Origin of the sequence: Sphingobacterium paludis, from assembly GCF_004364125.1 — a bacterium.
GTDB lineage: Bacteria > Bacteroidota > Bacteroidia > Sphingobacteriales > Sphingobacteriaceae > Sphingobacterium > Sphingobacterium paludis.
On record NZ_SNZV01000005.1, the window covers coordinates 66,920 to 91,236 of the forward strand.

General features: G+C 45.1%; 19 protein-coding genes. 15 read left to right on the top strand and 4 right to left on the bottom strand.

Features of this window, described 5'->3' with window-relative positions; all coding sequences use genetic code 11:
- Positions 1-5 precede the first annotated feature (5 nt).
- The 6 genes from B0I21_RS10590 (at position 6) to B0I21_RS10615 (ending at position 7,787) form a co-directional block, all read left to right on the top strand.
- Positions 6-1,979, top strand: coding sequence for a TonB-dependent receptor plug domain-containing protein (locus tag B0I21_RS10590; protein ID WP_133640453.1), 1,974 nt, complete (start codon positions 6-8; stop codon positions 1,977-1,979).
- 71 nt (positions 1,980-2,050) lie between these two features.
- Positions 2,051-2,917 carry an MbnP family protein gene (locus tag B0I21_RS10595; RefSeq protein ID WP_133640454.1) on the top strand — a complete coding sequence of 289 codons (867 nt, stop codon included), beginning with the start codon at positions 2,051-2,053 and terminating at the stop codon, positions 2,915-2,917.
- An 86-nt stretch (positions 2,918-3,003) separates the two neighbouring features.
- On the top strand, positions 3,004-4,038 hold the full coding sequence (locus tag B0I21_RS10600; protein ID WP_243836037.1) for a cytochrome-c peroxidase: 1,035 nt from the start codon (positions 3,004-3,006) through the stop codon (positions 4,036-4,038).
- A gap of 301 nt (positions 4,039-4,339) precedes the next feature.
- Positions 4,340-6,166 (top strand): glycoside hydrolase family 15 protein, encoded by a 1,827-nt coding sequence (locus tag B0I21_RS10605; protein ID WP_133640455.1) that lies wholly within the window; start codon positions 4,340-4,342, stop codon positions 6,164-6,166.
- A gap of 33 nt (positions 6,167-6,199) precedes the next feature.
- Positions 6,200-6,979: an SDR family NAD(P)-dependent oxidoreductase gene (locus tag B0I21_RS10610; protein ID WP_133640456.1), complete on the top strand. Its 780-nt coding sequence runs from the start codon at positions 6,200-6,202 to the stop codon at positions 6,977-6,979.
- A gap of 460 nt (positions 6,980-7,439) precedes the next feature.
- Complete coding sequence (locus tag B0I21_RS10615; protein ID WP_133640457.1) at positions 7,440-7,787, top strand: nuclear transport factor 2 family protein; 348 nt, start codon at positions 7,440-7,442, stop codon at positions 7,785-7,787.
- 78 nt (positions 7,788-7,865) lie between these two features.
- On the opposite strand, the gene B0I21_RS10620 is transcribed toward B0I21_RS10615, so the two are convergent.
- Complete coding sequence (locus tag B0I21_RS10620) at positions 7,866-8,186, bottom strand: hypothetical protein (RefSeq protein WP_133640458.1); 321 nt, start codon at positions 8,184-8,186, stop codon at positions 7,866-7,868.
- A gap of 166 nt (positions 8,187-8,352) precedes the next feature.
- On the opposite strand from B0I21_RS10620, the gene B0I21_RS10625 reads away from it, so the two are divergent.
- Positions 8,353-9,114: a metallophosphoesterase gene (locus B0I21_RS10625; RefSeq protein WP_133640459.1), complete on the top strand. Its 762-nt coding sequence runs from the start codon at positions 8,353-8,355 to the stop codon at positions 9,112-9,114.
- Between the two features lie 262 nt (positions 9,115-9,376).
- Complete coding sequence (locus B0I21_RS10630; RefSeq protein ID WP_133640460.1) at positions 9,377-10,279, top strand: hypothetical protein; 903 nt, start codon at positions 9,377-9,379, stop codon at positions 10,277-10,279.
- Positions 10,280-10,411: 132 nt separating this feature from the next.
- On the opposite strand, the gene B0I21_RS10635 is transcribed toward B0I21_RS10630, so the two are convergent.
- Complete coding sequence (locus B0I21_RS10635; RefSeq protein ID WP_133640461.1) at positions 10,412-10,735, bottom strand: GNAT family N-acetyltransferase; 324 nt, start codon at positions 10,733-10,735, stop codon at positions 10,412-10,414.
- 59 nt (positions 10,736-10,794) lie between these two features.
- Between B0I21_RS10635 and B0I21_RS10640 the strand changes: the two genes are divergently transcribed.
- On the top strand, positions 10,795-11,259 hold the full coding sequence (locus B0I21_RS10640) for an acyl-CoA thioesterase (protein ID WP_133640462.1): 465 nt from the start codon (positions 10,795-10,797) through the stop codon (positions 11,257-11,259).
- Positions 11,260-11,472: 213 nt separating this feature from the next.
- On the opposite strand, the gene B0I21_RS10645 is transcribed toward B0I21_RS10640, so the two are convergent.
- Positions 11,473-11,988, bottom strand: a complete 516-nt coding sequence (locus B0I21_RS10645) for an RNA polymerase sigma factor (protein WP_133640463.1) — start codon at positions 11,986-11,988, stop codon at positions 11,473-11,475.
- 781 nt (positions 11,989-12,769) lie between these two features.
- On the opposite strand from B0I21_RS10645, the gene B0I21_RS10650 reads away from it, so the two are divergent.
- Positions 12,770-13,588 carry a M12 family metallopeptidase gene (locus B0I21_RS10650; protein ID WP_133640464.1) on the top strand — a complete coding sequence of 273 codons (819 nt, stop codon included), beginning with the start codon at positions 12,770-12,772 and terminating at the stop codon, positions 13,586-13,588.
- Between the two features lie 78 nt (positions 13,589-13,666).
- Complete coding sequence (locus tag B0I21_RS10655) at positions 13,667-14,584, top strand: omptin family outer membrane protease (RefSeq protein ID WP_133640465.1); 918 nt, start codon at positions 13,667-13,669, stop codon at positions 14,582-14,584.
- 61 nt (positions 14,585-14,645) lie between these two features.
- Here the strand turns inward: B0I21_RS10655 and B0I21_RS10660 are convergent, their stop codons facing one another.
- Positions 14,646-15,638: a metallophosphoesterase family protein gene (locus tag B0I21_RS10660; protein WP_133640466.1), complete on the bottom strand. Its 993-nt coding sequence runs from the start codon at positions 15,636-15,638 to the stop codon at positions 14,646-14,648.
- Positions 15,639-16,054: 416 nt separating this feature from the next.
- On the opposite strand from B0I21_RS10660, the gene B0I21_RS10665 reads away from it, so the two are divergent.
- From B0I21_RS10665 to B0I21_RS10680, 4 genes are all read left to right on the top strand, one after another.
- Entirely contained in the window at positions 16,055-16,402 is a 348-nt protein-coding gene (locus B0I21_RS10665) for a DUF6660 family protein (protein ID WP_133640467.1), read from the top strand.
- Between the two features lie 254 nt (positions 16,403-16,656).
- Positions 16,657-20,919, top strand: coding sequence for a CusA/CzcA family heavy metal efflux RND transporter (locus B0I21_RS10670; protein WP_243836039.1), 4,263 nt, complete (start codon positions 16,657-16,659; stop codon positions 20,917-20,919).
- Positions 20,920-20,927: 8 nt separating this feature from the next.
- Complete coding sequence (locus tag B0I21_RS10675; protein ID WP_133640469.1) at positions 20,928-22,220, top strand: efflux RND transporter periplasmic adaptor subunit; 1,293 nt, start codon at positions 20,928-20,930, stop codon at positions 22,218-22,220.
- 9 nt (positions 22,221-22,229) lie between these two features.
- Positions 22,230-24,218 carry a heavy metal translocating P-type ATPase gene (locus tag B0I21_RS10680; RefSeq protein WP_133640470.1) on the top strand — a complete coding sequence of 663 codons (1,989 nt, stop codon included), beginning with the start codon at positions 22,230-22,232 and terminating at the stop codon, positions 24,216-24,218.
- Positions 24,219-24,317: the final 99 nt, after the last annotated feature.

The window sequence follows — 24,317 nt, forward strand, 5'->3', positions numbered from 1 at the left end:
TGCTGATGAAAAGATTAACGCTCAGTTCGCTTTTGCTGTTGATTTGCATCAAAGCTGTTGCGCAGACCGACAGTACCACGCATATAGAAGCCGTGACCGTACGGGGCAAGGCTAAAAAAAAGATGGAAACGGATATGAAAATATCGGTTTCCGTAGACGAATTTTTAGCGTCCTCGGAAAGCATTAGTTTTATCAAACGTGGTGCATATGCTTGGGAGCCTTTGCTTAATAACATGGGCATGGAACGATCAAACTTAACGATTGATGGTATGCACATTTTCGGTGCCTGTACAGACAAAATGGATCCGATTACTTCTTATTTGGAAGTCAATAACCTCGCTACCGTCGACATCGCATCCGGACAGTCCGGAAATATGCATGGGGCAACAGTAGGTGGCAGTATTGACCTGAAGCGCAGAAATACGGCCTTTGCCGAGCGACCGACTTGGTCTGGAGCCTATCAAACCGGATTTGAGTTTAACAACAAGCAGGTTTTTAACCTAGGAAATGTGTCGTTTGCCGATCAGCGATTTGTGTTTGATGGAAGCGCTTCCTTTCGGAAGGCCGGGAATTACAGCGACGGCCTCGGCAATGAGGTGCGTCATTCCCAATATACTAAGCTTAACAGCGCCGTAGGTATGGCCTATAAAACAGGGCGGCTATCCTCGGTAAGAGTGGACGCCATTTTTGACCAAGCCAAAGACGTCGGATTTCCGGCGCTACCGATGGATCTATGGCTTTCCCGCGCCTTAATTACCTCAGCGGCATACAAACAACTTTTTGACGACGGTATTGTGAAAGCCTGGGATTCTAAAGTATACTACAATGCGGTGGAGCATTACATGGATGATACCACACGCCCGGAAAACCTCGTGCATATGGACATGCCCGGCTGGAGCACAACGTACGGTTTGCTGAGTAATTTGCAGCTCCAACGCGGACGCTATTCTTCAGAAGTGCAGCTCAATATCTACGACAATGTATCGATCGCGGAAATGCGGATGTACCCGCAAGACCGCAGTAACCGAACGATGTTTGCCTACAGCTGGCCTTGGGTGACCACACGCTATGCTGGTCTGTCGCTCGATAATAATTGGGCGCTGTCCGATAAGAGCCAGGTCAACCTGGGTGGATCGTTAGGCCTACATTATAATCGATCAAAATATGTCGAATTTAACAGGATCTTTCATCCGGGCGCACCGCAAGAGAAGACGCGTGCGTTGCCCAGTATCCATGCCAGCTACCAGCTGCAGCTTAACCATATCCACTTTTCTGCCGGAACAGGGTATGGGCATCGCGCGCCATCCGTCTCTGAGGGGTACGGCTATTATATCTACAACAGCTTCGACCGCTATGACTATATCGGTAACCCAGACTTGAATAACGAAGTGTCCTATGAGGTGAATGCCAGTGTAGGTTATCGAAAGGAAAAGTTTGGGATCGATGTAAAGGCTAACTATTTTCATATCGATCAGTATATCATCGGCCGGATTTTGAGTTTGGGTAGCCCGATGAATTACCAATCCGTGGGGGTAAAAGGCTATACCTCCCTAGATTATGCCACACTATTCAATGTATCCATAAAGGGCGATTACCATCTGTCGCATAACGTGCATTGGAACGCGTTGCTAACCTATGCCCGGGGGCAGGACGACCGCGGTGGGAACCTGCCGTTTATACGCCCATTGAGTTACCAAACTGCGCTGCATTATTCGCGGAAAAAATTAGGTATACAAACATCCCTAAACAGAGATTTTGCACAGGCACATTTCAGCCCTGAGTTTGGCGAAGACCGCACAGCGGCCTATACCATATGGAATGTCTCTGCAGATTATCGGTTTGCTTTTAAGCCCTGTACAGCGACCATTCAGGTAGGCGTAGAGAATATAGGGAATACCTATTACAGTACCTATGCGGATTGGGGAAACATCCCACGAATGGGGCGCAATATATTCACCTCGTTGAAGGTCAATTTCTAAGTGAAAAACTATGCTTTATTCTGATACTACTTATAAAAAACTATAATCATACAACTTCAAACACACACACGATGAAAAATTTAAAAAACTGTCTTGTCTTATCCTTGTGCACCCTAGCACTAGTAGCCTGTAACAAAAATGATGAGGGTAGCGTTGCCAACAACTTGGAATTGCAGTTCCAAAATACGTTCAAAGAGCAGACCATTGTTTTGGGTGATGCGAATGCCGGATCAGCCACAAAAAATACATCCGCCAATGGGCAGGTTCACCACTTCTCCGAGCTGAAATATGTACTAAGTAACATCCGTTTAGTCAAAGCGGATGGGATGGAGGTTCCTTACCACATCAATGATCTGGATAAAGGAGCCACGGTTATCGATCAGGCAAAGCCAGCTTCCCTGTTTTACGTGCTGAGCAATGTGCCAGCTGCTGCATATAAACAGCTGAAATTTGGTTTGGGTGTAAAAACGGATTTAAATACACTGGATCAGCTGCGCTTCCCGACATTCTATAACACGGCCGGGGCCAATGATACCAAGATGATGTGGGAGTGGGGAACAGGATACCGCTTCACAAAAATAGAAGGCTTCTATGATACGGATAACAAGCCCCTTTCCATTCATACGGGCAGTACCGTGGCAGGCCCTGAAGGCAATTATACGCAAGGGGTGGATGCCTACCGCGAGATTACCTTGGATTTAACGACGCCTGCACAGGTGGGGGCAAGGGCACCTCGAATTACGATTAAAGCTGATTTTGACAAGCTATTAAGCGGAAAAACGAATACGATCACCTTGTCCACCGGCAGCACGTCAAATGATAATGCCACACCAAACATACATACGGCCGTACAGATGCTAAAATTTGTGGATAATTTAGGCGGAAATGGCGTTAACGATCTTTCTGGAATCTTTTCGGTTAGCAAGGTAGATAATTAATAACAGATGACGAGCTTGTCTAGAATGACGTGATCTTCCATACCCACTATCTTTTAGATAAGCTCGTTTTCTTAACCTGTATCACGATGAAATCAAGCTTAAAAAATAGCGTCGGTATCATGGCCTTCATATTCTTGCTTTGTGGCTGTGAAAAACAAGAGGACGACGAAGGCTTTCGTTTCGAGAACCTGGAGCTTGCTTTTGAACAGCCCACAGATTTCCCAGCATTGAACAACGCATTTTATGCGAATAAGCCCACGCAATATGGGGTAGTATTAGGCGAGCGCTTATTCAACGAACCCAAATTCAGCGGCGACAATACGATCTCCTGCGCGAGCTGCCACAACCCATCGCGTGCATTTGCCGACGACAAGGCCAAAGCAATAGGAATCGGTAATCGTGTCGGACTGCGGAACACGCCCCCCATACAAAATATGGCCTTTATGCAGTTTTACAATTGGGATGGAAATATCCTCGAGTTGGAAAAACAGCCTTTGGTACCCATCATTACCCATGAAGAGATGGCGTCCTCAATTTTGGAAGTCATTGGTAAGTTGGAGCAGGTACCCACATACCGGGAATTATTTCGTAAAGCTTTTGGCGATAATGAAATTACCCCCGAAAGAATCTACCGAAGTTTAGCACAATACGAATATACACTGATCTCGGCTAACAGTAAGTATGATCGGGTAAAGCGGCGGGAAGGCGAACAATTTACGGAAGCAGAGGCCGAAGGCTACCGCATATTTCAACAGAAATGTGCGAGTTGCCATGCAACTGAACTCTTTTCAGATCAAAGTTTTAGAAATGTCGGCTTTCCGGTCAATTCTGATACGCAGGAAGCGGGCCGTGCTCGTGTTACAGGATTGGCAGCCGACTACATGCGTTTTCGAGTACCCTCGTTGAGGAACATTGCCTATACCGCGCCCTATGGCAGCTTTGGGCAATTTGCAACCTTGAGGGATGTTTTGGACTACTTCGATAAAGGCGTGCTGGACGCAGAAAATTTGGATCCACTCTTAAAGGCAAATGGCAACCGTATTCCGCTCAGCGAGAAGGAGAAGTCTGCGATACTTGTCTTTTTGGAAACCCTAAGTGATGAGCAATTTATTGGCAAATAATTCATTACGTAGCAGGATCGCACCACCCAACAAACCCGCATCCTCTATTAACGTAGAGGATTCAAATTTGGTGTCAGTATTTACTAAATCAATAACCTAAATTGCTGTAAATCATGTGCTGCTCACCTTGTGTTTAAACATGTATTTTTCTGAAAATTCCAAAAAAACGAAACTTCTAAAGCGCAGCGCTGTTTGTAATAATATAACCGTGCTGTACTAGCCTACAACAAGTGCGCGGGCACAGCTCGGTTAAAAACCAGTTGTAATTAGTGAAATAAAAACATGCTTATTTTTTAATTGTATGAGTGGAGATCAAAGATACCAAGCGATCGCGGATTACGGGATCATCGGAAATATGGAAACCTGCGCCTTAGTGGGCATGAATGGTTCTATCGATTTTTTATGTAGTCCACGTTTTGATTCGCCTAGCGTTTTCGCGCGTATGCTCGATCATGATGGTGGGGGCTTTTTCCAAATCGAGCCGCAGATGGAGAATGTGACGACCAAGCAGTTGTACCTTCCAGAAACGGCCGTTTTGATCACGCGCTTTTTTTCTGAACAAGGTATTGTAGAGATCACCGATTATATGCCGGTGCATAATGATCCGGGGCACCACTGCAACTCCATCGTTCGAAAAATCAAATCCATTCGCGGTGATGTTACCTGCATCATGAAGCTGCAGGCACGCTTCGGTTATGCGACCGAGAAGCATACCATCAATCAACAAGAGAACACCTTTATTTTTAAAACAGCGGAGGCTGAAAACGACAATATGCGTTTGCAAGCCAGCTTCGATGTACAAATCGATGGCAACGATTTGTACGCCGAATTTGCGCTTAAAGAATCCGAACGGGCCTTTGTCATTTTAGAGCTGGAATCCAACGGATCTACGAACTTTAACGATATATCGTATTACACCAAGCAAACCTATTTTGATACCATTGGGTTTTGGCGAAACTGGATAAACAAATCTACCTACCAAGGACGTTGGAAAGAGGTCGTGCAGCGATCGGCCATCACGCTAAAATTGCTGACCTCGGTAAAATATGGATCGGTAGTCGCTGCGGCGACGTTTGGACTGCCGGAGGAGCTCGGTGGCGATCGAAACTGGGATTATAGATACACCTGGATCCGCGATGCGGCCTTCACCATGTACGCATTCTTAAAGCTTGGTTTTGCCAGTGAAGCATCGCAATTTCTTCATTGGATCATCGAACAGGATAAAAACAGAGATCTTCATTTGCTGTATAAAATAGATGGCGAGTGGGATATGGAAGAGAAAATTTTATCGCACTTCGAGGGGTACAAGGGTTCATCGCCCATACGAATCGGTAACGAAGCGAACAATCAGCTACAGCTTGATATCTACGGCGAACTGCTTGATACGATATTCATATACAACCAATACCATCAACCCATCACGTTTGAACTTTGGCAGATCATCTGTAAGGAGATTGAGATCGTGATCAAGCGTTGGCAAGAGCCTGATCACGGCATCTGGGAAATACGAAACGAGAAGCATGAATTTCTACACTCCCGCTTAATGTGTTGGGTAGCGATGGATAGGGCTATTAAAATAGGCGAGCACCGCTCGTTTCCTTTTCCGGTACAAGAATGGATCGAAACGCGTAATGCGATTTATGAAGATATCTTTGAAAACTTCTGGAACGAGGATAAGCAGGCATGGTGCCAGTTTAAAAAAGATGGAAAAGTATCAGACACGATGGATGGAAGTGTGCTTTTGATGCCGCTTTTACACTTCATCACGCCAGAAGAACCACGCTGGATAAAAACGATGGAAGCTGTAGATAAGGATTTGCGACTCGACGTATTGGTATATCGGTATAATAACCACGAAGCAGAATTGGACGGACTGGAAGGTGAAGAAGGAACGTTTACCATGTGCTCGTTCTGGTATATCGAATGTTTAGCGAAAGGAGGGCGCGTCGAAGAAGCGGTAGAAAACTTTGCGAAAATGATCGGTTATGCAAACCACCTTGGTCTTTTTGCCGAGCAGATCAGCAAGAAAGGCGAGCATTTGGGCAACTTCCCACAGGCATTCACCCATTTGGGATTGATTAGTGCAGCATTGGAATTGGATAAACAGCTATCACGCGTAGCAAAGTAAAAGAATGTTTCATTTTGAATAAATAATGGAGATATGGAAAAGAAACTTTGGGGCCATGTGGCCATTGTTACAGGGGCAGGGCAGGGCATAGGCTTTGAGATCGCTCGTTTATTGATAGAAAACGGCGCAAAGGTTGTACTTAATAGTTATCATCAAGAGTCTAATGATGAGGCTGTAGCGAAGCTGAATGCGATTATCCCGGGCTGTTGTGTTGGGTTGCCTGGTGATTCTTCCGATCGAAAGCTCATTCAGGAAATGGTCGACCTAGCTGTCAGCAATTTTGGACGACTAACGCTCACTGTAGCGAATACGGGCGTAACCATTCCGGGGGATTTTTTCAGCTATAAAGAGGAGGATTTCCAAAAGACGATGGATATCAATTTAAAAGGAACATTTTTCCTCGTGCAGGCAGCGGCGCTACAAATGCGTAAGCAACAAAATGGAGGAAGTATCGTGCTGATGTCTTCGGTAAACGGTGAGCAGGCTAATAAACACCTGGGTACGTATGCCATGACAAAAGCTGCAATCAATATGCTCGCTAAAAATCTTGTTGTCGAACTATCGCCCTATAATATCCGCATCAACTGCGTTTCTCCAGGTGCTACTTTTACGGAAAGAACATTGGAAGACGAGCAATACGAAGAAGCATGGTCTGAAGTGACACCATTGGGTAAAGTTGCCCATCCGCGAGATATAGCCTATGCGACGAACTTTCTGCTTTCTGAAGAAGCACGACACATTACAGGTCAAAATTTGGTGGTAGACGGCGGCTGGACATCTGTCAGTCCTGCACCAGAGGGAGATACGATTTAGGGGTAGTGCGTAGTTAGTATGTAGATAATAGTACTTAGATAATAGTACTTAGATGGCTTTGAGGCGTAGTGAGTATTGCGTAATGCGAAGGGGAAATTATCCATGTATTGCTTCCCTCCATGATTAACGGAAAATGTCGCCTTATTTCTGTTGCGTATGTACTCATTTGCCTCTGCACTGCCCAACAGGGATGCAGCAGAAATTCAGCGACGATTTTTTTGTTTCCTTTTTTTAGAAAAAAAAGGGAAGCCCTGTCCTGGCAAGGACGGAAAGGTGGTGGGATGGGTTTGTTATTGGGTAGTGAGTATGTTAATAATAGTATGTAGATAATAGTACTTAGATAATAGTACCTAGACGTTAGCATAAAGATCTTAACTTTTGACTTTTAACTTTTGACTTTTCACTTTTAACTTTTCACTTTTAACTTTTGAATTTTCACTTAAACAAAAACATACACACGATGCAAACAAATAAAGACCTATTAATTCGTGCAAACGAGGCCGTCGCTGCGGGGCGGTACGAGGAGTTTCTATCATACTGCGATGAAGAGAGCATATGGACGTTTGTGGGAGACGAAATATTGGAAGGTAAGGATCTGATCCGGAGTTACATGGAAAAAACGTATATCGAGCCGCCCGTCTTTGACGTGGATGAACTGATTGCTGAAGGCGACTATGTAACGGCCGTCGGCAAGATTACTTTGACCGATGCCCATAAAAATAGAACAGTATATGACTATTGTGACGTTTGGCAGGTGAAACAGGGCAAATTGTTTGCACTGAAGGCTTTTGTGATCGAGAGAACGTAAAGAGGTGCAGGATCGCACCTCTTTAAAAGATCATATTTTCGCAAAAGACAACATCTTTTGGAAGATATTGATTCCGAACTATTCGCTAATATCCAATTTTCCAATGACGGTATCGCCTTTGATGGATCTTAGATAACCTTCGTAGGCAATTTCGAGGCCTTTCAATACCAGGCCCTCGTGCTCATCACTGCTGCTGTAAGAACCAATTATCTTTTTCTGTTCGGCATCGTCACCCACTAAGGCTAATATGCAAGACTTGCTGTCCGGTAGGAAAAGCCCTACGCCGATAATTTCTTCACCGTATTTTACGAACCAGGTTTCTTCAACCTGTTCATCCACTGTATTAGGAATCTGCACATCCTGTGTGAGATCGCTTAATGCTATGTTATCAAAATTCATCTGTGCTTACGTTTTACACCTTAAAGACGCTTTTTGGAGCATAAAGTTCTCCACGGCAATAAATTGTATTTAAAGAGTTGGTGTTATTTTCCCGGTTCAGCCTACCTCCGGTAAAATTTTCACAATTTGAAAAACTCCTATTTACCGATCGACGTTTAGTAAAGGTATGGATAGAAATGACGCGCGCACCTTCGTTATGGGTGATATACACGGAGCCTACAAAGCCTTGGTACAATGTTTAGCAAAATCCCAGTTCAATTATGAGCGAGACACGCTGATTCAGTTAGGCGATATTACCGACGGGCAAGACGAAGTCTTTGAATGTGTCGAAGAGTTGCTGAAGATTAAAAATTTAATAGCCATTAAGGGAAATCACGACGTTTGGTTCAAGAGCTTTATTGATCGGGGGCAGCATGCGCGTTCGTGGAATTTCGGCGGAATCGCAACGCTTCGATCGTACTTAAGGCATATGCAGCCTAATGGAATTTATACGGAAGAACGCGAGGGCTATAGCACCTCTCTTCGGGCAACAAGTATTCCTTATGCGCATGCGCAGTTGTTCCAAAGGCAGAAACTTTATTATATCGATGCAAAAGACCGGCTGTTTATTCACGCCGGATATGACCGGGGTATGGATTTTTATGGACAGCCTGAAGATAACTACTATTTTGACCGCTCGCTGTGGATGGATACGCTATGGGCACAAAAAGGCGAGGGTAGGGGCATGCCCCATTGGAGTAAGGAACCTTTTGACGAAATTTTTATCGGACATACATCGACAACGAAGTGGGGCGTCGACCAACCAATGACCGCATTTAACATCACGAATGTAGATACAGGAGCAGGGCATAAGGGACGTTTAACAATCATGGATGTGGACTCGAAGGAATACTGGCAATCCTCACCCATTCCTGTACTGTATCACTAGATTGTGGACGGAGAGTCTTTCGCGGTTTGTTTATGTCGATCTTGCTCATAAAAATTGCTGTTAACATTGCTTAAATGTTAACAAATGTTAATTGTAACTTTTTTAAGATACAGCAAAACCGGTTTAAAAAGTGCTTCAGTAGTGATTTTTTCAAGTTTAACAAATATTTAACAACAAGAATGTTACAAATGACAAACTATACGCTGTACATTTACGTTAAATAAGAGTTAATAGTTAATGGTTTTATTAAATATAAAATATCATGAAAAAATTAATCATCTTCAATCTACTTCTGGCAGCTGGTACAACACTCGTAGCCCATTCCAATGTTGCCAATCAAAAAACAGCTAGATTTTCAATGACTACAGATTCTGCAATGTTCGCTAACACGCAAGACTCGCTATTCGCTGACAGCGTAGACTCGGCAGCCTTTGCTTACCATAAGGATTCTCTATTCGCCAATGGTCTGGATTCAGCGACCTTCGCTTATGCGACGGACTCTTTATTGGCAGATAGTGTAGACTCCGCGGCCTATGCTTACCATACGGATTCGTTATTTGCTAACGGTTTGGATTCAGCGACATTTGCGTATGCAACAGACTCTTTATTGGCAGATAGCGTAGACTCCGCTGCATTTGCTTATGCGACAGATTCACTATTCGCCAGCGGCTTAGATTCAGCGGCATTCGCGTATGCAACAGACTCGGTTTTAACTGATAGCGTAGACTCGGCAGCCTATGCTTACAATACGGATTCGTTATTTGCTAACGGTTTGGATTCAGCGACATTCGCGTATGCAACAGACTCGGTTGTAACTGACAGTGTAGACTCGGCAGCCTATGCTTACCATACAGATTCACTATTCGCCAACGGTTTGGATTCGGCTACGTTTGCGTATGCAACAGACTCTTTGATGGCTGATAGTGTAGACTCGGCAGCCTATGCTTACCATACGGATTCGTTATTTGCTAACGGTTTGGATTCAGCGACATTTGCGTATACAACAGACTCCTTAATGGCTGATAGCGTAGACGCCGCAGCACTTGTTTCCGCAAAAAAAGTGCATAGCCACAGCGCTGAAAGTACCGTACATGATGTAGACTCAGCGGTAACTCTTGCGATAGATCCTGCTTATATCCGGGAGCAAGATGCCCAGAATAGCTAAGACGACTGTAGGATATCTGATAAAATATCGATATTTTTTGAAAGAGGCTGTATGATTAAATCATGCAGCCTCTTTCACTATTTCCCATATTGATTAATTTTTATATGTCCGGCCTTCACTTACAGGCTGATATCAATGGTCATTGCCGGAATAAATCCACATAGGTGCTGTTTTTCCAGCCCTTGTAAAGCCTACCTTTTCGTAAAAGCCAATCGACTCCGCATCAGCAGTAAGCATCTGCATATGGAAATCCTTATATTTTTCTTGTAATAATACCATAATTTGTTTGCCTATACCTTTCCCTTGAAAAGCTGGCAGAAGCAAAAGATGCGGGTAATAAACGACTAAATAACCATCAGAAATAGCATTTCCAAGACCTATTAGCTCATTACCATGCCAGGCAGTTATTAAGAAAGATCCTGCTGCATTTTCCAGCAAACAGGAAATGGTAAACATCAAACTATTCGGGCTCCGCACTTGTTACTAGTATAAAATGATAACACAGCGCAGAAACTATGAATACACCCTTAGTATTTCAATTTATCTCTGAGCCTTCTGACGTTAACTACGGCGGAAAGGTGCACGGAGGAAGTGTCATGAAATGGATTGACCAAGCAGGCTATGCTTGCGCTAGTACTTGGAGCAGTCGATATTGCGTAACGGTTTATGTGGGGGGGATCCGCTTTTATCAGCCCATCAAAATTGGGCAAATCGTCAAGGTCGAAGCGCATGTGATCTATACCGGGTCGACGAGCATGCACATCGCAATAGACGTTTTTGCGCGTGACTTGAAAAGTCCTGCATTTGAAAAGAAAACGCATTGCATCATTGTTTTCGTAGCGATGGATGATGAGAATAAGCCCGCCTTAGTTCCCAAATGGATTCCGGTTACGGAAGAAGAAAAGCAGCAAGAAGAGTACGCCAAAAGATTGATGGTGCACCGGAAGCAAATCGAAGAGGAAATGAAGCCGTTTTTGTGATAGCGACTGCATGATTTTTTCTGGAAAATTAACAATGGGGGGTGGCTGTCGTAGTGAGGCAGCGAGGCGTGCGTGGATGTCGTATAACTGGCGAGATGCCTGGCGGATGAAATAGTGAATCGGTATAGGCGGAGCAGTACGTCAATACATGCCCCGCATTAAGTCCTGTTGTGTTGTGGTGGTTTTTACACGTTGTTTTTCATTGGAACGGTATTATGCACTTTTCTTATACGTTGCCAAATGTTTTTGTAAAATCTTCTTCGAATGGTGAATGCGTGTTTTGATCGTTCCTTCTGGCATATCGAAGTGTTCGGCTAACTCCTTGTATTTAAATCCATCTACATACATCGAGAAAATTTCGTAATTCTCACTGGAAAGTTTACTCATCGCGAACTGGATATCGCCCATTGTAAATTTGCCTTCTACATTGTTACGAGCGAATGGCTCGGTACAACCTTGATCGCGAAGTTCTGCAATCTGCGCATTTTCATATTGTGACCTTTTCTGTTTCCTGCGGTAGTTATTAATGTACAGGTTTTTCATGATCACATACAACCAAGAAAGCAACTTTGGATTGTTGGTATATTCATCAGCATATTTTACCGATTTGATAAGGGTCTCTTGCACTAAGTCTTCTACATCATCCGGATCACTGGTGAATTTGTAAGCAAAATTTGTTAAAATGGATCTGCTGTCTTCAATTTGTCTGTTAAGTTGTAAACTGTTCATAACGCTCCGTTTTTATGTTTAAGAATGATATACTGTTTAAAGCAATAAGGGTGCTATTTTATGCGAAAAAACTGGCATAGCAACCGCTGAAACCAGATTTAAAAAAAATACCTATTGCTTAGGTATATTATCCAAAGGCGCATAACAGGGCGAAATGATGCCTAATCAGTGATAAATTCGGTTGCATGATGAATAGGGCGGATGATCGAAAAAGTATTTACTTTATCCAAATGGGTATTTATTTTTTCTACTGCCGGCTCGAAATAGATGACTCGTATGCAGTACGGGTATGCTGAAGTGTACAGAATTTTATGGTTCTGAGGTTGAACGGGTGACTGAACGTTCCTTTGTAACAGCATGTCGCGCCTTATATAGAGTAGAAAACCTACTTACATGCATAGACGGACTACGTTCACTAGGCAACTGTACCGTATTGAAGCGTACGGCGAGAGATAAGCTTGAGCAAAATACTGATCAGCAGTGCATCGCTTCTGTGCAAAATAGCACGTACAGATCCTCATAGTAAAGAAAGTAATCGGGAAACTATTTTTTTTACCAACAAAACCAGTTTTTTTGGCAATTAAGCCTCTTTTTTAAAGTAAAATATTTCAATAAAATTATAAATTCAAATTTTCTTTCTTAAAATTACTTTTGGAAGAAATATATTTTTATCTTTGATAAGACTCTATGTCATAGGTTTAACAGTTGTTTTGTTGGTTTTAGATGTGGCCACATCATAAACTAACCAAATTTTATTAATTGACGACATAAAAATTAAACTATGGAAAACTTAAAAAAGGTCCTCCTCGGACTCTTTATTTCAACAGCACTGGCATCCTGTAACAAAGGAACAAATCTACAAAGCGAAGTTTCGCAGGAGGATCCTGAAATTCTCGAAATACAAAAGGCCGCGATACCAGCCGGATTTGAGGGTGCCCATATTTGTAGAGATATGTACCCCGAAAATGTTACGGATCCCAGAGGTGCTATCTTTCGGGCTGCAAAATGGCCTAATGGAAGCGTAATTACTGTTCGGCTATATGGAGGAACAGAGAGGGTGCGTGCTAAAGTAATGCAATATGCCAACGAATGGTCGCAATACGCCAACATCACCTTCCGCTTCGTTCAAAGCGGAACTGCGCAAATTCGGGTTACATTCGTACAGGGGGCTGGTTCCTATTCTATGATGGGAACATATGCTCTGAATAGAAGGCCTGACCAAGAAACAATGAACTTCGGTTGGTTTAATGATAATACTTCGGAAGAAGATTTCCGGGCGACGACGTTGCATGAATTCGGTCATGCCTTGGGGATGATTCACGAGCAGCAACATCCTGAAGCGGCTATTCCGTGGAATAAAGAGGCTGTTTACGCGTATTTTGCAGCCCCGCCTAACAGATGGAGTCGAGCTCAAGTTGACGTTAACATTTTCGACCTGTATTCCAGAGCACAAACACAGTTTAGCGCATATGATCCCCGGTCCATTATGCACTACTCCATTAGCAGCGCTTTGACAACCAATGGCTTTAGTGTGGGTTGGAATACCCAATTATCCGATACAGATAAGCAGTTTATCGCTCAGGCTTATCCGAAGAATTAAAAAACAAAGTAACCATGTGATCGTGTATCTGGCTAAGGCGGGGTACACGATTCTTTTACGTAAGCATATAACGCCAACATGTGTAAGGGATTTGTCGTATTGTTGTTAACGCTCCTGATTTATAACGCGTCAGCGCAGCAGCGCATGACGAATTTTTTCGTTGCCCCGCGTATTGGTTGGGCGCAGGAAAAGCTGAACTGGAACATTGCGGGCGATGAGCAAGGCAACAACCCCAGTGTATTATCCGAGTTAATCTGGGAGGAGCTACGAGGGCCAGCCTTTGAAATTGCTTCCGGAATCGAACTGCTTCCTAATCTGTCCATCAGAGGCCAACTGGCGTACCAACGGATTACGGTGGGGAGGGTTAGTGATACAGATTACGCGGAAGACGATCGGACTTGGCAAACGGCAAGGTTTGATTTGCGTGCCAACCAAGGACATACCCTGAATTACCGTCTAGCGTTACTTTATCAAGTTTGGTCTAACGGCCGTTTTTCGGTAAGGCCGCAGGTTGGCTATTTCGGCCGCCGTCAAACACTCTTTATGCTGGATGGAGATGTACCGTTGCTTCCTGATAGGGAACTGCGGAGCACATACGAACCCCGATGGAACGGTGCGCTGTTGGGCGTGGAAATTAGATACCGCCAGAATAGGTTTGATTTATCGTATGACATCGCCGCATCGCGCGTTATGCAATATGCTGCGGAGGCGAGTTGGAATCTGCAAGAGGATTTTAGGCAGCCGGTTAGCTTTGTGCATCGCGCGAAAGGCAATGGCTGGGAGAGCAGCCTCACGGCGGGCTATCGGCTGAATGCCGCCATCAGGCCGTTTCTTTACGCTGGCTACAGCCAACTGGTCATGCGCAATGGAAGTGACGAGTTGTACCGCGTCGACGGACAAGTGTTAAACACCCGCCTAAACGGCGTCAACGCCAGTGGTATACGTGTCGGAGCAGGTGTACAGCTGTCGTGGAGATCCACATCAACTAACGACTAATCCTTTTAACGGCGGAAGATGAGCTATCTACTTATCTCTTTGCGAAGGCTTTTCTTCATGATCACGCTTTTCGCTTCCTCAACGTTCTGGAATCAATACGCGCCGTAATCGGGTATACATTCTTGTATCGATCCATATCTAAATCTTTTCCGTGCATGCCGACGAAGGAGGTCTCCTTGCCGGATACTTGAATTTTATTGTCGGTTAGTTCGACAGTCGCCCAAATTGGATCTTCATAAACCATCGTATGTTTCAGGGCAGTGTATGTCTGGTAAAAAGCATCGTCGAATTGTTCACCCTTATAATTCTCGTCATCGACCCAATAGTAAGAGGCGCTATTGATCTGTACGTAGTGTATGCCGTTTATTTCATTATGGTAATTAAGATGATGATGGCCCGATAGCACCAATCTTACTTTTTTAGCCGCGGGGTTTGCATTTACCCGTTCCAAGAGGTAACGAACTTCCATCCCGTTTTCTAATCCACCATCTTCATTATCCAAGCCCTGATGACAACATATAACCGTGGGGTAACGACTGTCCATCAAATCTTTCTTCAGCCATTCCAACTGCGCCTTTCCGATGCCTCTTGGGTATCCTTCTAGTTTCGTCCCAGCAACTTTTTCATTCCCATTCAAAACAACAATGTGGTAACCATTTTTATCAAATGAATAGTAAGGTGATGGCATGTCCCAAAATTTCATGACCTGATCGCGTGTAAAACCATGGTCCGTGTCATGATTTCCCAGAACATGATAGTTGTCAGGAAAGCTATTCCATATATCCAACGCCCTTTGGTTTCGCGCATGGGGCATACAAAAATCACCCAGTTGGATAATAAAATCTGGTTTGTCCTGCTGTATCTGGTTGATAAAAAGTGCCAACCTCCGCTCGCCATCGTGCATTAGATCAACGTGTACGTCGCTGATTACAGCAAAACGCAACCCCTTGCGCTGAACTTGTTGCACTGCGCAGGCTCTTAGATCATCGCTCGGCAGTAAAAGACTAATAGCACCTGTGCCAGCAACCTTTAAAAATTCTTTTCGTGTAAACATCGCTAATATTTGCATCGACAAGGGGGCACATGGAGTCAATCGCTATGTAGAACGTAACCGCTAATACCCGCACGCAACTTGCCCAATGGCACCCTATACTAAATAGTTGTAATATTAAACAAAAGTTTACAAATATTAAAATTCCACCCCTACAATGCTTCAGATAACATCACGATATTATACTCGCCACGGAGAAGGTACTGGTAGAAAGCGCTATAGATGAAAAATTATTCATGACGTGAGTATTCCTCAGCTACGCCTGTAGTAGAGTACTTGTATAAGCCGTGAAAAACAAGACCGTTGCATATTTTATGATCGATTTCTCGGTTACCATCAATCAAATATTTCTCGATTATCAGTCTTTTTTTTGCTCATTAAATGAATTGAAATGGTAAACTTTTTTTACATTTGCATTGATGAAGCTGGTTTTAAGCATATTGGCAATCTATTTCCTTGTCCTTTCGGCCCTCCCTTGCCGAGATGGTGGAGATGATCTGTTGCGCCCTTTAGCATCAGCGATGGCCCATCAAGATGTAGATGCCGGCAACCAAAACGAGGATAAGCACGATCACAATCAGGATGGCTGTTCTCCCTTTTGTTCCTGCCACTGCTGCAGCGTAAAAATCGAATCCTTGCCCTTGTTTGAAGCATGCATTGACAGAAAGCCGGTATTTAAGCTTTCTATCGTCCAATATGAGATCGATGCTCCCAGCATAGATAATTACCCAAACCGAGTCTGGCAACCGCCAAAATACATCGCCTAATTTTAGTAATCGTTTTGTTGCCCAATTGGAGTCTGCCGATGTGGGGTTTCACGATGTTTTTGTAGTTTTTTCAGGAGTGGATGGAATGACCTGTGTTGTGCTAGGTATGCACAATGCTATCTATCGCGCCAGCATACTACGGAATATGTTGGTCTTCATCCAAGTGAAGGCCTAAATACTGACAATTAATAAGATGTATTGTGTTAGATAAGATTATAAGATTTAGTATAAACAACAAGATTATTATTGGTTTAATGACCTTGTTACTAATCATCTGGGGGGCTTGGAGTGCCACAAAACTTCCTATAGATGCCGTTCCGGATATAACGAACAACCAGGTACAGATCTTTACCTCTTGTCCCACGTTGGCGGGCCAGGAAGTAGAACAGCTGGTTACTTTTCCCATTGAACAAAGCATTGCGAATGTTCCACGCATCGACGAAATACGAAGCATATCCCGATTTGGATTGTCCGTGATAACCGTTGTCTTTGAGGAAGATGTAGATATTTATTTTGCGCGGCAGCTTATCGGTGAGAAGCTGAAAGAAGCTGTCGAAGCTATTCCTGCAGGCATTGGTTCACCGGAGCTGGCACCTGTAAGTACAGGTCTTGGGGAGGTGTACCAATATATTATACACCCCAAAAAGGGCAGCGAAGGCAAGTACAACGCAAAGGATCTGCGCACCATGCAGGATTGGATTGTTGCTAGACAACTGTATGGAACGCCCGGCGTTGCAGAAATAAATAGTTTTGGCGGTGAGCTTAAACAATATGAAGTCGCCGTAAACCCTGACCGCCTCAAGGCGATGAATGTAAGCATTCCGGAGATTTTTACCGCTCTGGAGCAGAACAATCAAAACACAGGTGGTGCTTATATTGACAAGCGACCAAATGCTTATTTCATCCGCGGTATTGGCTTGGTAACGTCTATTGAAGACATCCAAAATATCGCTGTGAAAACGACCAGCACCGTCCCTGTCTATGTGAGGGACGTCGCGGATGTGCGATTTGGCAGTGCGGTGCGCTACGGTGCATTGACCTACAACGGGGAAGTTGATGCCGTAGGTGGTGTGGTCATGATGTTGAAGGGCGAAAATAGTAACGAAGTGGTAAAGCGTGTCAAGGAAAAATTGCCAACAATACAGAAATCGTTACCTGATGATGTGGTGATCGAACCGTATTTAGACCGTACAGAGCTGGTTGGAAGGGCTATCAGTACCGTGGAAAAAAATCTGCTAGAAGGCGCCTTGATCGTCATCTTTGTACTGGTTTTGTTTCTAGGAAACTTGCGCGCCGGACTGATCGTCGCCTCCGCAATACCATTATCTTTGCTCTTCGCGCTCGGCATGATGAACGTCTTTGGTGTAAGCGCCAATTTGATGAGTCTTGGCGCGATAGATTTTGGGCTTATTGTGGATGGCGCTGTTATCATTGTGGAAGCTACGCTACATCATCTAGGCCTTCGTAAATCTACCGAAAGGCTGACGCAGCAGCAAATGGACACAGAAGTATTCGAGTCTGCGTCGAAGATCCGGACGAGTGCTGCCTTTGGCGAAATCATCATCCTTATTGTTTATATCCCGATATTGACATTGGTTGGGGTGGAGGGTAAAATGTTTACGCCGATGGCGAAAACGGTAGGTTTCGCTATTTTAGGTGCCCTAATTTTGTCGCTTACCTACATCCCTATGATGTGCGCCCTGTTTCTTCCCAAAACAGGACATCACAAAAAGACTTTTAGTGACCGATTTATCGAAAGGCTTCAAAAGCTGTACGCTCCTCTGTTGCAGCAGGCAATTCGTATTAAATATATCATCGTTACGGTTACCGTGCTGATCTTTGGTCTGTCAATCTTTGTGTTCAGTCGTATGGGTGGTGAATTTATCCCACAATTGCAGGAGGGGGATTTCGCCTTTCACTGTATTTTGCCGCAAGGCAGCTCACTCAGCCAAAGTATCGAAACCTCGATGAAGGCTTCCCGCATTATAAAGGAGTTCGATGAGGTCAAGATGGTGGTTGGGAAAACGGGTGCCGCAGAAGTACCTACCGATCCCATGCCGCCGGAAGCCACCGATATGATGGTGGTGCTAAAGCCGCAGTCGGAATGGACATCCGGCCGGAGCTACAACGAACTAGCCGACGCGATTATGGAACGCCTGGAGATTATACCCGGGGTATTCTTTGAAAAAAACCAACCGATACAGATGCGCTTCAATGAATTGATGACGGGTGTACGGCAAGATGTAGCCGTTAAAATTTTTGGAGAAAATATGGATAGTTTGGCCAATCTGGCTGTCGAAGTGGGACTTGTGGTGCAAGCCGTTCCAGGAACGACCACCCCGCAGATCGAACGGGTCAGTGGCCTGCCACAGATCAATATCGCGTATGACCGCACGAAGATCGCTAACTACGGCCTATCCGTGCAGCAGGTCAATGATATCGTCAGTACAGCATTTGCTGGGAAGGCAGCGGGACAGGTTTACGAAAATGAACGCCGCTTTGATTTGGTAGTCCGCTTGGATAGTTCGAGCCGGGGCGACATTGACGATGTTAGCAATCTTTTAGTTCCCATCGGCGGAGGCGGACAAATCCCGTTGTATCAGATTGCCCATGTCAGTTATAAACTGGGGCCAGCGCAGATTAGTCGCGAGGCCGGAAAACGTCGAATTGTCGTCGGCTTTAACGTTGCGGGAAGGGATGTGCAGAGCGTCGTGAGCGATATTCAGACGCAGCTGAACCAAAAAGTGAAGTTGCCATCCGGCTACTACTTTACCTATGGTGGGCAGTTTGAAAATCTGCAAGAGGCGAGTGCGCGGTTGATGGTCGCCGTGCCGATTTCATTATTGTTGATCTTCATATTGCTCTTTTTCACATTCCATTCTTTCAAACAGGCTATTTTGATATTTACGGCAATCCCGATGAGCGCCATAGGGGGCGTGTTTGCATTGCTGCTACGCGATATGCCTTTTAGTATCAGTGCCGGCATTGGGTTTATTGCATTGTTTGGCGTTGCGGTATTAAACGGGATCGTGCTTATCGGAACGTTCAACCAGTTGGAAAAGGAAGGCATGACCGACTTATTCCAACGTGTGAAAGAGGGTACGTTAACGCGATTGCGGCCGGTATTGATGACAGCGACCGTCGCATCTCTGGGCTTTTTGCCCATGGCCATCAGCACGAGTGCCGGCGCAGAAGTCCAAAAACCTTTAGCAACGGTAGTGATCGGTGGTTTGGTGACTGCAACCTTCCTCACACTGTTCGTATTGCCCTTGCTCTATATCATTTTCAATAGTACATTTAACAAAGCGAAAGGAAGAAGTATGAAGAATATAGCAACAACATTGCTGATCCTGGGCCTTTCCGTAGCCAGCCTTCAGGCACAGCAGCGCATGACGATAGCGGGCGCTATCGATACGGCTATGCAAAACAATCGGCAATTTAAAATCAATAATGCCGAGGTGACATCGGCAGGGTTGCAAGTTAAAACGGCCAACGATGTGCCGAAAACAGGTCTCTTCGTCGAAAATGAAGACTACCGACCTTCAGATAATATTGGGATTTTAAAGATTGGCGTATCGCAGGATTTGCCTTGGCCAGGACTGTATGCCGCTCGGCGGAGATACTTGCAAGAACAATTGAAGTTTGCGCAAATGAACAAAGAGATGTTGCAGGCTAGCATCAAACGCGATGTTCGGACCGCGTATTACCAGTTATGGTATCTTCAAGACCGCCAACGTCTTTACAACAAGTTGGACAGCATCTATACCTCGCTTTTTAATGCCACCGATCTCCGCCTTCGGACGGGAGACGTTGCTGCCTTGGACAAAATTGCAGCGCAAGCAAAATCCAGTGAAATACGAGCGCAGGTAGAACAGAATAAGAAAGAAATGGTCATCCAGCAGCAGCAGTTGATGTTATTGATGAACGTTAACCAGTGGATGCTACCGATGGATGTGCCACTCGAAAAGATCGATGTCAGTCTCCTTGAGCTATCCGCATCGCATCCCTTGCTCGCCCTCCAAGAGCAAAACATTGCCATTGCCGAAAAAAATATTGATCTACAGAAGCAAGCCAACATGCCTGATTTTAGCGGTCGTTTCTTTTCCCAACGCCTGTGGGGCGCGCGCGAGCCATTTACGGGATTTTCGGTGACAGCGGCTTTTCCAATCTTTGGCCTGGCGGCCAATAGAAATAAAGTGCGTGCCGCACGCGCGGAAATGCAGGTACAGGAAGAAACCTTGTCTTTGCGAAAGCAAGAACTTAGCACGCAGCAAATGAATGCACAGGCATCCATCCAAAAAAATGTGGAGTTGCTTCAGTTTTATGAAGCCGATGGTTTACGCCAGGCAGAAGAAATTATCAAAGCGGCAACACTGAGCTACAATACAGGAGAAATAGGGTTTGCGGAGCTCAGCCAGTTTCTAAGTCAGGCGATTGGTATTCGTCAAAACTACCTGGATGTACTTAATGTCTACAACCAGTCGGCTATAGAATTCAATTTTTATAACAATAAATAGACCTCGACATGAAAGTCAATAAACATATATTTTACGCGTTGTCAGTAGCATTTATGCTTTCGAGCTGTGGGCAGCAGCATCGCGAAGGCGATGGGCATGCCCACGGGGCGTCCAGCGCACAGCAAGGGGAAGAGTCGCACGAAGAAGTTGCCAGCATCGCCTCGCTGACTGCCGCACAAATTGCAGCGGTGGATATCCAGTTGGGTACGGTAGAGCAGAAAAGTCTAACCAATATGATCAAGGTAAACGGTGTGCTCAGCGTGCCGAACAACAATAAAGCGAATGCAGCGTCGCTCTATGGCGGTGTGATCAAAACGATGCCTGTGCAAGTTGGCGATAGGGTTAAAAAGGGGCAGGTAATTGCCACAGTCAGCAATCCACAGTTTATTCAGGTGCAAGAAGAATACCTGACCGTTTCCAGCCAGATTGTGCTGGCCGAACAGGAGTTGCAAAGGCAGCAGGAGCTAAATGCAGGTAATGCAGGTACGCGCAAGAATTTGGAGACCGCAAGCTCAACGTTGAGCACGTTGCGCACCCGAAGAGCCTCTCTGCAACAGCAGATTCAGCTGATGGGGATTAGCCCCGCCAGCATCAGCAATGGTAATCTACGGGCTAACTTAGTCGTGACAAGCCCAATTAGTGGAACGATAAGCAATGTTTTTGCAAAAATAGGTAGTTATGTGGATGTTTCTTCGCCGGTATTGGAAGTCGTAGACAATAGCCTATTGCACCTCGATCTGCAGGTTTTCGAGAAAGACCTTCCGCAAATAAAGGTTGGGCAATTTGTCGACTTTACGGTAACAAACAATCCGGCAAACCGCTTTTCGGCGAAGGTTTTCAGCATTGGTGCTTCCTTTGAGGGCGATAGTAAATCGGTAGCAGTGCATTGTATGGTGATGGGCAATAAAGATGGTTTGATAGATGGTATGAATACCGTTGGAATGATCAGTTTATATCACAAAACGGTGCCCGCTGTGCCTAATGAGGCCATTGTGGAAGCTGATGGCAAGTTTTATGTTTTTGTGCAGACAGATAAAGAGGGTGAAGAACACCATGACGAGGAGGGACATGATCATAGAGAAGGTGAAGAACATACGCACAGCCATGAAAATAATCCTGGGGAAAAGAAGAAGAATAACACCATAAATTTTGAGAAGATTGAGGTGGTAAAAGGGGTATCAGAAATGGGATACACGGCCATCACTGCGGTTGAAGATATTCCAGCCGGAGCAAAGATTGTGGTTAGAGGCGGCTTTTTTATAAACGCAAAATTAAGCAATACCGGAGGGCATGCACATTAATGAACAGTTATGGAAGCAAATAAAATAAAAATACCGAAAACAGAAGATACCGAATCGGATGGACATCTAGCGATCTTTGGAGAAAAAACGGAATTGGTATTTGCACTGGGTTGTGGTTTGGCACTGGCGGTAGGTTGGGGATTATCGTTTTTGAATAGCCTGCCGACTATGGTATCCTTGGTATGTTATGTAATCGCATACTTTTTAGGTGGTTTTTTTACGGCAAATGAAGCGGTGCATACTATTCGAAAAGGAGGCTTTGAAATCGATTTTCTGATGCTTGTGGCAGCGATTGGTGCCGCCGTTTTAGGCGAGTGGGCCGAAGGGGCGCTTCTACTTTTTCTCTTTAGCATAGGCCATGCGCTCGAACATTATGCGATGGCAAAAGCCAAAAAATCGATTGTCGCGCTAACAGACCTCGCACCGCCAACAGCCTTCGTAAAAAGGGATGGCAACACCCTAGAATTGCGTATTGAGGATCTCGTCATGGGCGATTTGATCGTGATCAAACCCAACAGCAAGATTCCGGCAGATGGCCTGATTGTGCAAGGCGAGGGCACTGTCAACCAAGCTCCGATCACGGGAGAAAGTGTTCCTGTCGATAAGCTGGCCGTAACAGCTGCGTTGTCCGATACGATGGATATCAATACGCTGAAACCGGAAAACCGCGTCTTTGCCGGAACGATCAATGGCGCCGCCGTGCTGGAAGTTAAGGTATTAAAAGAAGCCAAAGATTCGACGATCTCGCGATTGATAAAAATGGTCAACGAGGCCGAAAAGCAAAAGTCGCCGACGCAGCTGCTGACCGATAAATTTCAAAAATACTTTGTGCCGTTTGTCCTGTTACTGGCTATAGCCTTATGCTTTGCTTTTTTGATACGAGATGAAACGTTTTCACAGAGCTTTTACCGTGCAATGGCCGTCTTGGTAGCTGCCAGCCCTTGTGCGCTGGCGATCTCGACGCCGAGTGCGGTGCTTAGCGGCGTGGCGCGTGCCGCGCGAGGAGGCGTATTGATCAAGGGTGGTCGACCACTGGAGGATTTGGGATCCCTGGAAGCGATCGCTTTCGATAAAACAGGAACGTTGACCGAAGGTAAACCTAAACTTACGCACGTTATTCCCCTGCACAACAGATCAGAAGATTATGTGTTACAAATGGCTGTCGCGGTGGAAAAATGGAGTGACCATCCACTTGCAGAGGCTATTGTTACAGGCGGCTTGGAGCGATTGGGCGGGATTCAATTGCCCGGAGCCAGCAAGGTAAAAGGTATTGTAGGCCGTGGCGTGGAAGCTGTTGTAGATGGCAAAAAATTGCTTATAGGTAATAAAGCACTATTTGCCGGCGACCATTTACCTTCGGAAATAGCAGAACGTGTTCAACAACTGGAACAAGAAGGGCGCACCAGCATGTTGGTAAAAGAGGATGATCAATATATCGGTATTTTGTCTTTGATGGATGTACCGCGGCCCGAGGCAGAGTCCGTTTTGCAAAAATTGGCAAAAATAGGCATCAAAAAGATGGTCATGTTAACAGGCGACAATCAGCAAGTGGCTGAGGCTGTTGCCAAGCAGATTGGAATTACGGAAGCCATGGGCAATTTAATGCCCGAGGATAAAGTCGCAGCAGTCGAGCGCTTAGATCGCCGTGAGGGCATGGTGGCTATGGTAGGCGATGGGGTTAACGATGCGCCGGCTATGGCCAAAAGCACCGTAGGTATTGCTATGGGCGCCGCGGGGTCTGACGTGGCTTTGGAAACGGCCGACATTGCCCTTATGGGTGATAGACTAGATAGTTTGCCTTTTGCCATTGGCCTCAGTCGTCAAGCTAAATCTATTATCAAACAGAATCTTTGGGTTAGCTTGGGTATTGTCGCTGTTCTTATTCCACTTACGATTTTAGGAATCACGACGATTGGGCCTGCGGTAATCGTGCACGAGGGTTCCACACTGTTGGTTGTGGGCAACGCGTTAAGACTGTTGGCTTATAAGAAGGGATAATGAGGTTTCCCAATTTTAGCGTGCTGTAATCAAAGGTAATCGCGTACGCAATCCTCATTATGAGGGTTGGAACTCCTTACACGCGAAAAACATAGATTA